Source organism: Streptomyces sp. DSM 40750 (assembly GCF_024612035.1).
Classification (GTDB): Bacteria; Actinomycetota; Actinomycetes; order Streptomycetales; family Streptomycetaceae; genus Streptomyces.
Map to the genome: position 1 here is coordinate 3,535,501 of NZ_CP102513.1, position 14,141 is coordinate 3,549,641.

The 14,141-nt window shown below is 72.0% G+C and carries 15 protein-coding genes; 9 read left to right on the plus strand and 6 right to left on the minus strand.

What is annotated here, in order from left to right; translation table 11 throughout:
- Positions 1-424: 424 nt before the first annotated feature.
- Positions 425-751 carry a hypothetical protein gene (locus JIX55_RS15715; RefSeq protein WP_257563944.1) on the minus strand — a complete coding sequence of 109 codons (327 nt, stop codon included), beginning with the start codon at positions 749-751 and terminating at the stop codon, positions 425-427.
- Between JIX55_RS15715 and JIX55_RS15720 the strand changes: the two genes are divergently transcribed.
- On the plus strand, positions 741-977 hold the full coding sequence (locus JIX55_RS15720; RefSeq protein ID WP_257563945.1) for a peptidoglycan-binding domain-containing protein: 237 nt from the start codon (positions 741-743) through the stop codon (positions 975-977). The genes JIX55_RS15715 and JIX55_RS15720 overlap by 11 nt on opposite strands.
- 177 nt (positions 978-1,154) lie before the next feature.
- The gene (locus tag JIX55_RS15725) at positions 1,155-1,475 is read left to right on the plus strand and encodes an antibiotic biosynthesis monooxygenase family protein (protein WP_257563946.1); all 321 of its coding nucleotides are present in this window, start codon (positions 1,155-1,157) and stop codon (positions 1,473-1,475) included.
- Between the two features lie 255 nt (positions 1,476-1,730).
- Here JIX55_RS15725 and JIX55_RS15730 read toward each other — a convergent pair whose 3' ends face one another.
- A complete protein-coding gene (locus JIX55_RS15730; RefSeq protein WP_257563947.1) occupies positions 1,731-2,147 on the minus strand; it encodes a winged helix-turn-helix transcriptional regulator in 417 nt (138 codons plus the stop codon).
- A 76-nt stretch (positions 2,148-2,223) separates the two neighbouring features.
- Between JIX55_RS15730 and JIX55_RS15735 the strand changes: the two genes are divergently transcribed.
- A complete protein-coding gene (locus JIX55_RS15735) occupies positions 2,224-3,132 on the plus strand; it encodes an NAD(P)-dependent oxidoreductase (protein WP_257563948.1) in 909 nt (302 codons plus the stop codon).
- A gap of 169 nt (positions 3,133-3,301) precedes the next feature.
- Here JIX55_RS15735 and JIX55_RS15740 read toward each other — a convergent pair whose 3' ends face one another.
- Together JIX55_RS15740 and JIX55_RS15745 are read right to left on the minus strand one after the other, a co-directional pair.
- Positions 3,302-3,970 carry an HAD family hydrolase gene (locus tag JIX55_RS15740; RefSeq protein ID WP_257563949.1) on the minus strand — a complete coding sequence of 223 codons (669 nt, stop codon included), beginning with the start codon at positions 3,968-3,970 and terminating at the stop codon, positions 3,302-3,304.
- Positions 3,971-4,191: 221 nt separating this feature from the next.
- A complete protein-coding gene (locus JIX55_RS15745; protein WP_257563950.1) occupies positions 4,192-4,773 on the minus strand; it encodes a TMEM165/GDT1 family protein in 582 nt (193 codons plus the stop codon).
- A gap of 615 nt (positions 4,774-5,388) precedes the next feature.
- On the opposite strand from JIX55_RS15745, the gene JIX55_RS15750 reads away from it, so the two are divergent.
- The 5 genes from JIX55_RS15750 to JIX55_RS15770 all read left to right on the plus strand — a co-directional run bounded on the left by JIX55_RS15750 (position 5,389) and on the right by JIX55_RS15770 (position 11,684).
- Positions 5,389-6,033, plus strand: coding sequence for an HNH endonuclease family protein (locus JIX55_RS15750; protein ID WP_257563951.1), 645 nt, complete (start codon positions 5,389-5,391; stop codon positions 6,031-6,033).
- An 86-nt stretch (positions 6,034-6,119) separates the two neighbouring features.
- Positions 6,120-7,856 carry an alkaline phosphatase D family protein gene (locus JIX55_RS15755; protein WP_257563952.1) on the plus strand — a complete coding sequence of 579 codons (1,737 nt, stop codon included), beginning with the start codon at positions 6,120-6,122 and terminating at the stop codon, positions 7,854-7,856.
- A 167-nt stretch (positions 7,857-8,023) separates the two neighbouring features.
- Entirely contained in the window at positions 8,024-10,240 is a 2,217-nt protein-coding gene (locus JIX55_RS15760) for an FAD/NAD(P)-binding protein (RefSeq protein ID WP_443046425.1), read from the plus strand.
- 86 nt (positions 10,241-10,326) lie between these two features.
- The gene (locus JIX55_RS15765) at positions 10,327-10,782 is read left to right on the plus strand and encodes a DoxX family protein (protein WP_257563954.1); all 456 of its coding nucleotides are present in this window, start codon (positions 10,327-10,329) and stop codon (positions 10,780-10,782) included.
- Positions 10,783-11,072: 290 nt separating this feature from the next.
- Positions 11,073-11,684: a DedA family protein gene (locus tag JIX55_RS15770; RefSeq protein WP_257563955.1), complete on the plus strand. Its 612-nt coding sequence runs from the start codon at positions 11,073-11,075 to the stop codon at positions 11,682-11,684.
- Positions 11,685-11,775: 91 nt separating this feature from the next.
- Here JIX55_RS15770 and JIX55_RS15775 read toward each other — a convergent pair whose 3' ends face one another.
- Positions 11,776-12,003: a DUF2277 domain-containing protein gene (locus JIX55_RS15775; RefSeq protein ID WP_257563956.1), complete on the minus strand. Its 228-nt coding sequence runs from the start codon at positions 12,001-12,003 to the stop codon at positions 11,776-11,778.
- Positions 12,004-12,171: 168 nt separating this feature from the next.
- On the opposite strand from JIX55_RS15775, the gene JIX55_RS15780 reads away from it, so the two are divergent.
- Entirely contained in the window at positions 12,172-13,080 is a 909-nt protein-coding gene (locus tag JIX55_RS15780) for a ketopantoate reductase family protein (protein ID WP_257563957.1), read from the plus strand.
- A gap of 84 nt (positions 13,081-13,164) precedes the next feature.
- Here the strand turns inward: JIX55_RS15780 and JIX55_RS15785 are convergent, their stop codons facing one another.
- Positions 13,165-14,091: a LysR family transcriptional regulator gene (locus tag JIX55_RS15785; protein ID WP_257563958.1), complete on the minus strand. Its 927-nt coding sequence runs from the start codon at positions 14,089-14,091 to the stop codon at positions 13,165-13,167.
- Between the last annotated feature and the right edge of the window lie 50 nt (positions 14,092-14,141).

Consider the following 14,141-nt stretch of genomic DNA (forward strand, 5'->3'; position numbering starts at 1 on the left):
CGACACCGCAGTCACCCTCGTCGCCTCACGCGTCGCCGTCGCCGTACGCATCGCCTTCACCGCCCACATCGCACGCATGGCCTTCATCGCCTCATTCGCCTTCATCGACCGCGTCGGCACCGCCGCCTGTCCCGTCACCCCTGTCCGGTGACCCATCGGGCCCATCAGGCCCGTCAGCGCCTTCGGCCCAGGGATTCACGTCGCCGGCCCCGGGATCGACAGCTACGGCCCTGGGGTCCACAGCTGCTGCCCTCGCGCCCTTCGCGAGCGCAGCCTCGTCCGGCTCCTCCACCTCGCCCGCCTCTCCTTCGGCGCGGCACCCCGGGCGTCGACGGCGACGCCGTACGGGAATCGTCGTGGCCCTCGCGGGAACCGCTGCCGCAGGTGTGATGGCCGCCGCCGGATTCGCCGGCGGACTGTTCTCCTACGACGCCCCGAAGCGGAACAGCGCACTGCCGGACGACGTGCGGGCGAGCGCGCCGGACACGTCGCCCGACGGGGAGGCGTCGCCGGTGGAGCCGTCCGTGGAGGGCGGGGGAGGGGCGCCCGCGGCGGCGCCCACGAGCGCCGCGCCGTCGCCGAGCACCACGAAGAGCCCGTCCGCGTCACCTTCGCCTGCGCGGTCGTCCGGTTCTCCGTCGGCGTCCGCCTCGGCCACACCGTCGCAGAGCGCGCCCAGCGCCAGCGCCTCCGGCGGCTCGTCGGCCTCCGGCGCGGAGGACTCGGACGACGGCCGACTCGTGGGCCCCAAGACGCTGCGCCTCGGCGACGACGATCCCGAGGTCACCGAACTACAGCTCCGGCTGGGCCAGTTGGGCCTCTACAACGGCGACATCGACGAGAGCTACGACAGCCAGGTCGAACAGGCCGTCATCTTCTACCAGAACAGCCGCGGCATCACGAAGGACAAGGAAGAGCCGGGCGTCTACGGCCTGGTGACCCGGAAGCGCCTGGAGTCCGAGACGAAGAAGCCGTGACCGGCGGGCGGGACCGGCAGAGGGACCGGCGGGGCTGGACCGGCGGTGGGCGTCGAGCGGAGGCCCCCGCCGGGCGCCGGGCGGCGAGAACCGCCCGGTACGCCCAGGCCGGTGCCGGGCACCCGATGGCGGGGGTCGGCCCAGACCGTTCCCCTTCGCGTGATGCAGGATGAAGCCATGAGCATCGTCAAGATCAACGTCCTCACGGTTCCCGCCGAGCAGCGCGAGGTGCTGGAGAAGCGGTTCGCTTCCCGCGCCGGGGTGGTCGAGAACTCCGACGGCTTCGAGTGGTTCGAGCTCCTCCGCCCCGTCGACGGCACCGACAACTACCTCGTCTACACCCGCTGGCGTGACGAGGACGCCTTCCAGGCGTGGATGGAGGGCCCCATGAAGCAGGCCCACCAGGGCGGCGGCGAACGCCCCAAGCCCGCCGCCTCCGACTCGACCCTCTGGACCTTCGAGGTCCTCCAGCAGACGGGCCCGAAGACCGAGGGCTGACGCCCACCCCGAACACCCCAAGCAGGTCATCGCCCCCGTCCAACGGCTGAGCACTGCCGCCGGACGGGGGCGAATCGGCACCCGAAGCCGCCTGGGACCGACGCCCTGGGCGCGGCCAAGAGCAGAGCGCGCGTACCCACCTTTTTGTGCGTACTTGGCGGAAGGCGGCCGCCGGGCGAACCTTGTGGTGAGGGCGCGGCCGAAGGGCCGCGGGACACCGACCAGGGACGGAAGACGAGAAGATGACGTGACGGTTCAGGAGGCAGACCGGGCCGTGGCCTCGATGTCGGTCGCGACCTCGTTCTCGACCTCGACGCCGACCTCGACCTCGGCCTGGACCCCGGTGAGCTTCTCCAGGCGGCGATGGCCCCAGTCCGACAAGGGACCCAGCGACTCGGAGAGTTCTCGGCCGAACGGAGTCAAGGAGTACACGGTCTTCAGCGGCAGCACGTCGTGCACTTCCCGGTCCACCAGCCCGTCGGCCTCCATTTCACGGAGCGCCTGAGTCAGCACCTTCTCGCTGAGGCCCGGCAGCAGCCGTCGCAGCTCACCCGGGCGGTGCGGGCCGGATTCCAGCAGCCAGAGCAGCGACGTCTTCCACTTTCCGTCGATCACGGCGATCGCCGCGGTCACCCCACAGACATTCGGGTCCTGGGCACGACTGCGCGTCATCCTCGCCTCCATTCGCGATGAATCCATTCGCGATGAATCACCGAATCAACCACATTCTCACAGGAGTTGCCGAGCCATGCCCGCACACACCGAACAGCCCATCACCGCCACCGCCGCTCCCACCGTCACCGTACTCGGCCTCGGTCCGATGGGCCGGGCCCTCGCCGGGGCGTTCCTGGACGCCGGTCTGCGGACCACGGTCTGGAACCGCACGCCGGGCCGGGACGCGGAGTTGGTCGCACGGGGCGCGATCGGCGCCGGGTCGGCCGAGGAGGCGGTGGCAGCGAGCGCGCTGACCGTCGTCTGCGTGGTGAACTACGACGCCTCCGACGCGGTGTTGCGGAGCCCGGCGGTCACCGACGCGCTCAAGGGCCGCACGGTGGTCAGTCTGACCGCCGACACCCCGGACCGGGCCCGGGACACCGCCGTGTGGGCGGCCGGGCACGGCGTCGGCTATCTGGACGGGGCGATCATGACGCCGACGACGACCATCGGCACCCCGGACGCCGTGTTCATCCACAGCGGCCCCGAGGACCTCTACCTCACCCACCGGCCCGTGCTGGACGCGCTGGGCGGCACCCACACCCATCTCGGCGAGGACATCGGCCGGGCGGCGGCGTACGACATCGCGCTGCTCGACCTCTTCTGGACCACGATCGCCGGCTACACCCACGCCCTGGCGTTGGCCCGGGCGGAGGGTGTCACCGCGCGGGAGCTGACCCCGTTCGCCCAGGGGATCGCCGCGATACTCCCGCCGCTCTTCGAGGCGGGCGCGGAGGAGACCGACAGCGGCCGGCACTCCGGCGAGGGCAACCCGCTCACCTCGGCGGTGTCCTCCATGGCCCACGTCGTCCACGTCTCGGAGTCCCACGGCATCGACGCGAGCGTCATGCGCTCGGCCGAAGGCGTCGCCCGCCGCGCCATCGGCCTGGGCCACGGCACCGACGGTTTCACCAGGCTGGCAGAGGTCCTGGGCCGCCGTTAGCGAATCCCCGCCGACCGGAGATCCCCGAAGGCGGTGAAAGCCCCGCCGCCTCCGGCCCTCCGGTCGGCCCTCCGCCCCTCCGGTCGGCCGACCGACCGACCAGCCGACCCAGCAACCCAGCCAACCACCCCGCACCCGGATCAGCCCGCCCTCGACCGCCCCGGCGAGATCAACCGCCGACGTGCACCCGGATCGCCCCGCCCTCGGCCACCTCGACCCGCACCACCGTCAGATCCGGCACCACCACATCCGGCCCATGGAACCGCGCCCGCTCCCCGATGCCCACGACCCGCATCCCCGCGGCCCGGCCGGCCTCGATGCCCGCCGCGGAGTCCTCGAAGACGACGCAGTCCTCGGGGGCGACACCCAGCTCGGCGGCGCCCTTCAGGAAGCCCTCGGGGTCCGGCTTGCTCGCGCCGACCGACTCGGCGGTGACCCGTACCTCGGGCAGCGCCAGCCCGGCGGCGGTCATCCGTGCCGTGGACAGGGCGACGTCCGCCGAGGTCACCAGGGCGTGCGGCACACCGCCGGCGACGAGGGAGGCGAGGAACTGCGGCGCGCCGGGTATGGGGACGACACCGTCGACGTCGGCGGTCTCCTCGGCCAGCATCCGCACATTGTCCGCGAGGTTCTGCTCCATGGGCCGGTCGGGCAGGAGAACGGCCATCGTGGCGTACCCCTGGCGACCGTGCACCACCTTCATGATCTCGGTGCCGTCCAGTCCGTGCCGCTCGGCCCAGCGCCGCCAGACGCGTTCGACGGCGGCGTCCGAGTTGACGAGGGTGCCGTCCATGTCCAGCAGGAGGGCGCGGGCGGTCAGAACGGTCGTGGCCGTCATCAGCAGCTCCAAGACGCGGGAAAGGGGCCGCGAAGGTCGGCCCCAGGAGTCCGGAACCCCGGGCCCCGAAGATCCGGCCAGGAGCGCGGGAGCCCTGGCCTGGAAGGACTGGGCGGCCCCGGAGGGACAAGGCGGCCCCGCCCGCCGGTCAGGGAGTGCGGACGGGAGCCACTTTGTTCCTCTACGGTACAAAATAAATCGGGGCCCCGCCACCCCCTCACTCATCCCGCCACGGCTTCCCACAGACTCCACACACCGAGTCCCACCATCAGCACGGCGGCGACCCGGGTGATCAGCGTCAGCGGCACCCGCTTCATCAGCGCCTTGCCGCCGACGATGCCGAGCCCGGCCACGGCCCACAGGGCGAGGACCGCGCCGAGGCCGACGGACAGCGGATCGTCGTACCGGGCCGCGAGGTTCGCCGTCATGATCTGCGTCAGATCCCCGAACTCGGCGACCAGGATGAGCATGAATCCCGCCCCCGAGACCTTCCAGAAGCTCTGGTTCTCGGGCCGCCGGATCTCGTCCTCGCCCTCATCCCCCTTCATGAGCAGCATCGCCGCGCCGCCCAGGAACAGCACACCCGTCAGCGCGTGCACGATCTGCTGCGGCAGCAACGTGAGGACGCTCCCCGCCGCCACGGCGAGTGCGACATGCACGGCGAACGCGGCCGCGACTCCGGCGAAGACGTACGAGGCGCGGTAGCGGGTGCCTAGGACGAGACCGGCGAGCGCGGTCTTGTCAGGGAGTTCGGCGAGGAAGACGACGCCGAAGACGAGCGCCGTGACACTGAAGCTGATCAAGGTTCCTCAATCGGTCGGGCCGCCCCACCGAGAGAAATCATCCGCTGTCGCGACACCTCGGCACGGCAGCACACGGTCCGTCCGCGCCGGACGGCACGGACGATGCACTGCTTGCCGAAGGTCTCGCTGGCCGGTCCTGCTCAACAGGACCCGCCTCCGGGCGCCGGCTCAGACGAGCTGAGCAGTATGTCGACGGTCCGGCGAAGAGCTACTCCCCTTCTGCGCGGACCATGGTACGTCGGGCGCCCATGGGGTCGGGGCGCCGGGTCGTGTGACGGGTGCGGGTGGTGTGTGGTTGCTCGCGCAGTTCCCCGCGCCCCTGAAAGACACGGCCCCTGCGGGCCGAAGAGCACGGGGCGCAGCCCCTGCTTTTCAGGGGCGCGGGGCTGTGCCGATATGCGGCTCCGCCGCGTGGGCGCGACCAGCCCCCACCGGGCCCGCACCCGCCACACAGCCGCACACCCCACCCCCTGGGCGGACACAATCACGACCGCACCCCTTGTCGTGTCATGCACACGTCATTAGCTTCTCACCAGACGCACATCCGCCGGTAACACAGCGACGCGACCCTTCAATCGCTCGCGCCCCAACGCCCCGGCCCCACAAGGAGTTCACATGCGCAGGTTCTACGCGCGTCGACGAGTCAGCATACTCGCGGCGCTCAGCGGATTGATAGCCTCCGTCGCGCTCTTCAACGCTCCGACCGCCTCCGCCGCGCTGCCGACCCCGGTCAGCGCCTCCACCGCCCGCACCTACCTCGCCAGCCTGACCGTGGCGACCGAGGACCGCACCGGGTACAACCGGGACCTGTTCAACCACTGGATCACCATCAGCGGCACCTGCAACACCCGCGAGACGGTTCTCAAGCGCGACGGTACGAACGTCGTCACCAGCTCCGCCTGCGCCGCCACCAGCGGCTCCTGGTACTCCCCGTACGACGGCGCCACCTGGACCGCCGCCTCCGACCTCGACATCGACCACCTGGTGCCGCTGGCCGAGGCCTGGGACTCCGGCGCCGACGGCTGGAGCAGCGCCACCCGCCAGGCCTTCGCCAACGACCTGACCCGCCCTCAGCTCATCGCCGTCACGGACAACGTGAACCAGTCGAAGAGCGACCAGGACCCGGCCGAGTGGATGCCCTCGGTCACGTCCTACCGCTGCACGTACGTCCGCGCCTGGGTCCAGGTGAAGTACTACTACGACCTCTCCGTCGACTCCGCCGAGAAGAGCGCGCTCACCAGCTACCTGGCGAACTGCTGAACCCAGTCGAACAAAGTGGCCCGGAACCTCCCCGTTCAGCTCCGTCGTTCCGTACCGTACGGGGCGACGGAGGAGGGTGATCACCGATGGCGGGGTTGCGCCTGGGACCACTGCTGAGATATGTGGACGGCTCGTCCGCGACCATCTGGGTCGAGGCGAGCCGTCCATGCGTCGCCCAGGTGCGCTGCGCCGGCGGCGGGGGCGGCGAGGCCCGTACTTTCCAGATCGCCGGCCACCACTACGCGCTCGTCCCGGTGACGGGACTCGCGCCGGGCACGGCATCGGCGTACGAGGTCCTGCTGGACGGCACGCCCGTGTGGCCCCAGCCCGACTCGGCCTTCCCTCCTTCCGAGATCCGCACCCCGGCCGAGGGCGACGCCGTCCGGGTCGCCTTCGGTTCCTGCCGCTGGGCCGCGCCGCCCGCCGGCGAGCCGGACCCGGTGGGCCCGGACGCCCTGGACACACTGGCGGCCCGCCTGGCCGCCGAACCGGGCGCCGAGCGCCCCGACGTGCTCCTCCTCCTGGGCGACCAGGTCTACGCCGACGAGACCTCCAAGGCCACCCGCCAGTGGCTCGCCGCCCGCCGGAACCTGGCGGACCCGCCGGGCGACCAGGTGGCGGACTACGAGGAGTACACCCACCTCTATTACGAGTCCTGGCTCGACCCCGAGATCCGCTGGCTGCTCTCCACCGTCCCCAGCTGCATGATCTTCGACGACCACGACGTCATAGACGACTGGAACACCAGCGAGGCCTGGCTCGCCGACATCCGGACCACCCCCTGGTGGCGCGAGCGCATCCTGAGCGGCCTGATGTCGTACTGGGTCCACCAGCACCTGGGCAACCTCTCCCCCGCCGAGCTGGCCACCGACCCGGTCCACGCCGCCGTACGCGCCACCCCGGACGGTACGGACGCGCTGCGCGCCCACGCCGCCAAGGCCGACCAGGACCCTGCCTCCGTCCGCTGGAGCTACCGGCGGGACTTCGGGCGCGTACGCGTCCTGATGCTCGACACCCGGGCCGCACGCGTCCTCGACGAGGGGAACCGCTCGATGCTGAACCCCGGCGAGGCGGAGTGGCTGCGCACCCAGGCGCTGGACGCGCGCGGCTCGTACGACCATCTCCTCATCGGCACCTCCCTGCCCTGGCTGCTGCCCCACCTCGTGCACGACGCCGAGGCCTGGAATGCCGCGCTCTGCCGGGGCGAGCGCGGGGACCGCTGGGCGCGGTTCGGGGAGGATCTGCGGCAGCGCGCCGACCTGGAGCACTGGGCCGCCTTCCCCGCCTCCTTCGAGGCCCTCACCCGGCTGATCGCCGAGGCGGGCTCGGGGGCGGACGCTCCGGCGACCGTGCTCGTGCTCTCCGGGGACGTGCACCACGCGTACATCGCCGAACCGTCGTGGCCGGAGGGCGACGCGGGTGACTCCGGCGGTGGTTCGCGCGGCCCCGACGGCGATTCGGGCCGTGCCCCTGACCGCGATCAGGGCCGTGCCCCTGACGGCGATCCGGGCGGCCCCGACGCCCGCGTACTCCAACTCACCTGCTCCCCCGTGCACAACTCCATCCCACTCTCGATAAAGCTCGGCTTCCGCTTCGGCTGGAGCGGGACGGGGCGGGCGCTCGGCCGGTGGTTCGGGCGGCACGGGCGAGGGGCGCGGCCCTCGATCGACTGGCGCAGGACGGGCGGCCCCTGGTTCGGCAACCACCTCATGACACTGACGCTGCACGGCCGTTCGGCACGGCTGCGGCTCGACCGGGCGCGGGCACGGCGCGGCGGACAGGCACGCCTGGAGATGACGACCGAGTCGGTGCTCATCCCTTAATTCACCCATTGCGCACGGTTGTTGCCCCCGTTGTCCGAGATGCTCGTGAGGCATCCCACACCTGGCGCGCCCGATGGGTCGCAGGGCTCTGTTCCCGTGGTGCGCGACGGCATGATGAGGCGGACCGTCCGCTTCCCGGCGGGCGGTCCGCCGCACCGCGCCCCACGATGCGCCCCACTCGCACGGGAGTTACCCCCTTGTCCGATTTTCCAGGGATCAGTGACATCGGCATCGCTCTCGTCGGTGCCGGCCCGCGCGGCACCAGCGTCCTGGAACGTCTCTGCGCCTCCGCCCCCGAACTGCTCCGCCCCGGCACCCGGCTGACCGTCCACGTCATCGACCCCGCGCCGCCGGGCCCGGGCCGGGTGTGGCGCACCGCCCAGTCCCCCCATCTGCTGATGAACACCGTGGCCTCCCAGGTCACCCTCTTCACCGACGAGAGCGTGGACTGCTCGGGTCCGATACGCCCGGGCCCGAGCCTGTACGAGTGGGCGACCCGGGAGGCGGGCGCGCCGAGCGGGGCGGACGCGTCAGGCGAGTCGGACGGGTTGGGCGAGTCGGACGGGTTGGGCGAGTCGGACGGGTTGGGCGAGTCGGGCGAGCTGGGACCCGACGACTATCCGACCCGGGCCCAGTACGGCCGCTATCTGGAGTGGGTCTTCGCCGAGGTGGTGCGCGGCGCGCCGCCCGAGATCCGGGTCGAGGTCCACGGCACCCGCGCGGTCCGCCTCGACGACGCCCCCGACGGAAGCCAGCGGCTCACCCTCGCCACCGGCCGCGTGCTGACCGACCTGGCCGCCGTGGTCCTCACTCAGGGCCACCTCCCCACGGTCCCGGACCGGGCGGAACGGGACCTGACCGCGTACGCCGCCCGCCACGGCCTGCGCCACTTCCCGCCCGCCAACCCGGCCGACCTCGACCTCTCCCCCATGGCACCGGGCGAACCGGTCCTCCTGCGCGGCCTCGGCCTCAACTTCTTCGATCACATGGCCCTGCTGACGACCGGCCGGGGCGGCCGCTTCGTACACGACGACCGCGACGACGGATCCCGGGAGAAGCGGCGCCTGCGGTACGTCCCCTCCGGCCGCGAGCCCCGCCTGTACGCGGGCTCCCGGCGCGGCGTCCCGTACCAGGCACGCGGCGACAACGCCAAGGGCCCTTACGGCCGCCACACCCCGCTCGTCCTGACCCCCGAGGTGATCGCGGGCTTCCGCAAACGCGCGGACTCCGGGGAGGCGCCGGACTTCCTCGCGGAGATATGGCCGCTGGTGGCGAAGGAAGTCGAAACGGTCTACTACGAGGGGGTGTTGGGGTCAGCGGATTCGGCCACGTGCCACGTTTCCCGCAACGATTCCCGTAGTGCATCCCGCAACGATTCCCGTAGCGACTGCCAGGGCGGTTCGCGTGGCGATACGCCGTACGAGTCGCTTCGCGGTCCATCGGGCGACCTCTTCGACGCGCCCTGCGACGGCCCCGTCGACAAGGCGTCCCGCGACCTCTTCCGCGACCGCTTTCTCACCACTCCCCACCGCTCCCCCGAAGAGGCCGCCGTTCTCGACGAGTTCGGGGTCCCGGAGGCCGAACGCTGGTCGTGGGGCCGGGTTTCGCGGCCGTATACGGGACGGGTGTTCGCGGGCCCGGAGGACTGGCGGGGCTGGCTGCTGGGGTATCTGCGGGAGGACGCCGCGCAGGCCGCGCTCGGGAACGTCGAGGGGCCGATGAAAGCGGCGCTGGACGTACTGCGGGACCTGCGGAACGAACTACGGCTGATCGTGGACCACGGCGGACTGGCGGGCGCGTCGCGCCGGGAGCATCTGGACCGCTGGTACACGCCGTTGAACGCGTTCCTGTCCATCGGCCCGCCCCGCCGCCGTATCGAGGAGATGTCCGCGCTGATCGAGGCGGGCGTCCTGACCGTGCTCGGCCCCCGCCTTGAGGTACGGCCGGAGGACGGGGCCTGGCTGGCGCACTCGCCCGAGGTGCCGGGGTCGGCGGTCCGGGTGACGACGGTCGTCGAGGCCCGCCTCCCGGAGCCGGACCTGCGCAGGACCGCCGACGATCTGCTCGCAGGCCTGCTGCGGACGGGCGGGTGCCGCCCGCACCGCGTGGATGGTTACGAGACGGGCGGGCTGGACGTAACACCGCGGCCGTATCGTCTGATCGACCGTCAGGGCGCCGCGCACGCATGGCGGTTCGCTTTCGGGGTACCCACGGAGGGCGTGCACTGGGTGACGGCGGCGGGTGCCCGACCGGGCGTGGATTCGGTCACACTTTCGGACGCGGATGCGGTGGCGCGGGCCGTTCTACGTGCGACGACATGCCAAAAGGCCGCTCAAGCACAGCTGAAGAGCTGGCCAAATGTTGAACTTGCAAGTATCGATTAGGTCTGCCTAACGTGAGTGACCCACCGGTAATAACCGTCCCCACCGGTCCCACAAGGACCGGGTCACTACCGAAGGAGTCCCCCACAATGACCGGACGCCTCAACAGCGCCCAGCCATACGCCCTCGGTCTCTTCCGTATCGTCATCGGCCTGCTCTTCACCTGCCACGGCGCCCAGAAGCTCTTCGGCGTGCTGGGCGGCGCGGACGGACAGGGCGGCACCGTCCCCGCCGGCACCTGGCCCGGCTGGTACTCGGGCGTCATCGAACTCGTCGGCGGCGCCTTGGTCCTCCTTGGCCTCGGCACCCGCTTCGCGGCGTTCATCGCCTCGGGCGCCATGGCCTACGCGTACTTCAAGGTCCACCAGCCGCAGACCCTGTGGCCGGTCGAGAACGGCGGTGAGGCCGCGGCCCTCTACTGCTGGGCCATGTTCCTGCTGATCTTCACCGGCTCGGGCGCGTTCGGTCTCGACCGGCTCTTCGGCAAGCGCCAGGCCGCGGCCGCGGACAAGACCGCCGAGAACAAGGCGCCTGTGGCGGCCTGACCCGGCTGCTTCGACCTGCCCGGCCTGATCGCGGGTCGCACGAAACGGGCCGCCGGGGTGCCACGCGCCCCGGCGGCCCGTTCTCGATCGATCGCCCTGACTCTCCTGTTCTCCCTGACCCCCTTCACTCCCACGGGGACGCTGTCACCGAGCAGTCCGAACTGAGCCGTCCGAATGAACGTGGTGTGACGGACACATGAGCCCCTGTGAGCCGTGTGTCATACCCGGGGCGTACGCTGTTCGGCTGTCACGGGTCGACGTGACGTCGGGGGAAAACAGGAGAGTGTTCGGTGCTTGAGAGTCTGGGTTGGCTGGCCGCCGGCCCATGGATCTACGCCGTTGTGGGCGCGTCCATCGTGCTGGACGTGTTCCTCCCGGTCCTGCCGAGCGGTGTCCTGGTGGTCGCGGCGGCCACGGCGGCAGCGGCCGAGACGGCGGCGGGCGCGATGCCCCGCGAGGTTCCCGACATCCTGGTGCTGATGCTCTCCGCGGCGACCGCGTCCGTGCTCGGTGACCTCGTGGCGTACCGGCTGGCCTGGCGGGGCAGCGCGCGCCTCGACCGCGCCATCGCCCGCTCCCGACGTCTGACGACCGCGCAGGAACGTCTCGGCGCGGCGCTCGCCCGGGGCGGCGGCCTCCTGGTCGTCATCGCCCGCTTCGCCCCCGCCGGCCGCTCCGTCGTCTCCCTCGGTGCGGGCGCCGCCCGGCATCGCGCCCGCGACTTCCTCCCCTGGTCCGCGGTGGCCGGCCTCACCTGGGCCGCGTACAGCGTCGCCCTCGGCTACCTCGGCGCACAGTGGCTCGGCCCGACATGGCTCGCGACGGCCGTCTCCCTGGCGGCGCTCTTCGGCGCGGGCGCGGCGGCGGCGTACTTCATGCGCCGCCCTCGCGTCAGCGGCTGACCTCCGGCGGTCCGGGCACTTTTCTTCGCCCCCGCCGCCCCTCCCCCGTCCAGGGGCTGCCGCCAAATTCGACCTGACGGGGGGCGAAGGACTACCCCGCGCTCCGGGAGGCGCCCCGTACCTCCAACCCCGCCAACAACTCGGCCGTGGCCTCGGCGACCGCGTCCACCGCCCGCTCGAACACCTCCCGGTTGTGCGCGGCGGGCGCGCGGAAGCCGGAGACCTTGCGGACGTACTGCAGGGCGGCGGCGCGGATGTCGTCCTCGGTGGCCTCTTCGGGGAGGACGGGCGGTCGGAGAGTCTTGATGCTGCGGCACATGGAACCAGTCTCGCGCGCATCCCCGCCCAATCCCAGGCCGACGGCGCAGGTCACGCCCCTCCCAAAGCACAGCCTTGGGTATCGGCAAGTTCCTCCGAGGATTGACTGGGTTCTCCACCCCTTGTGATCATCATCGAGGCCGACTCGACCGACAGAAACGAGGGGATCATGACGAACGAACGGCTCACGGTGGCGGTACTGGGCCCGGGCGGCGTGGGCGGCCTGCTCGCCGCACTGCTGGCCCGCGCCGGGAACCGCGTGATCTGCCTGGCCGGGGAGGAGACGGCGAGCACCCTGGAGAGGAACGGCATCCAGGTCAGAAGCGCCCGCTTCGGGGAGTTCACCGCCCGCGTGGAGACCGCGCCCGAGCTCCGCGAACCGGTCGACGCGGCCCTGATCGCCGTAAAGCACACGACCCTGGAGGCGGCCCTGGACCGGCTCCCGGCGGCGGCGTTGGACACCGACACGCTGGTCGTCCCGTTCCTGAACGGCGTCGAGCACCCGGCGCTCCTCCGCGCCCACTACGGCGACGCCGCGCACATCGCCCCGGCCACCATCCGCGCCGAGTCGACCCGTGTGGCCCCGGGCGTCATCGAGCACGGCAGCCCCTTCGCCGAGATCGACCTGACCGGCGACACGGTCTCGCGGGAACGCCTCAACTCCCTTGCCGGAGCGCTCGAATGGTCCGGCGTGGACACCCGGGTCCTGGCGGACGAGACGGCGGCGCTGTGGGCGAAGATGTCGTTCCTGGCCCCGTTCGCCCTGCTGACGACCCGTTACGGCCTGCCCCTCGGCGAGGTCCGCACCCGCCACCGCGAGGAGTTGACAGCCCTGGCCGAGGAGACGGCGGCGGTCAGCGCGGCCTCCGGCGCCCCCGCGGACCCGGCCGAGGCCCTGCGCCTCTACGACGCCTTCCCGCCCGCCACCAAGTCCTCCATGCAGCGCGACGCCGAGGCCGGCCGCCCCCTCGAACTGGACGCGATCGGCGCCGCGTTGCTCCGAGCGGCGCGACGACACGGCGTTCCGGTCCCCGTGGCGACCAAGGTGGTGGAGGAACTGCGGGCGGCGGGCCACTGAGCCCGGCCACCCCGCCCCGGCTCCCCCTCGCTGCCGGGCGAACTCACCTCCGGATCCGCCGAGTTCAGTCCCGACCGCCCACGCTCACCCCTCGACAGCCCGCACCCCGCCTCCCACCCGCACCGCGTGCCGGGCCACCGTGTCGGCGAAGGCGCGGGCCGGCGGTGACAGCGCCTCCCAGGACCGTACGGCCCAGCCGACGGTGAGCGGCGACAGGTCGGGGACCGGGACGAAGCGCAGCCCGGGATGGCCGGGGCCGGTCCAGCCGGGGAGCGCGGGGACGACGGCGTGGCCGACGCCGAGTTCGGTGAGGAGGATCGCGGTGTCCCAGTCGGCGACACCGGCGCCGGAGGGGCTGACAGTGATGCCCAACTCGCGGTAGGCGGCGTCGAGATGGGCGTAGGAGGTGGAGTTCTCCGGCAGCCCGATGAGCCGCATCCCGTCCAGTTCCTTGCCCTCCACCCTTGCCCGCCCGGCGAGTTCGTCGTCGGCGCGTACGGCGAGCACCCAGGGCAGCTCCGCCACGGCCCGCTGTTCGATGCCACGGACGGCGGGCCCGAGGGTCAGCCACGACAGGTCGAGGTCCCGGGACGGGTCGGCCAGCGCGTCGCAGCACCCGGCGCTCGACCGTACGGTCTGGAACTCCAGGCCCACGTCCGGGTACGAGCGCCGGAAGTCGACGATGCCCTGCGCCATGAAGTGCCGCACGGTGGTGCCGCCGGTGGCGATCCGTACGACCCCGCCGTCACCGCGCACCATCTCGGCCAGCCGGCGCAGCGCGAGATCGAGCCCGGTGATGCCCTCGGCCGCCGCCTCCTGGAGCACCCGCCCGGCCCGGGTCGGCACGACCCCGCGGGCCTGCCGCTCCACCAGTCCGACCCCGATCTCCCGCTCCAGCCGCCGCACGTGCTGACTCACCGCCGACTGGGTGCACCCCAGCTCACGGGCCACCGCACTGAGACTCCCTGCCCGGCACACGGAGACGAAGACACGAAGATCGTCGAGGGTCATGGACCGAAGATAGCGAAGTCCCCCAAGGATGAGCTTCAGCAGATGACGCT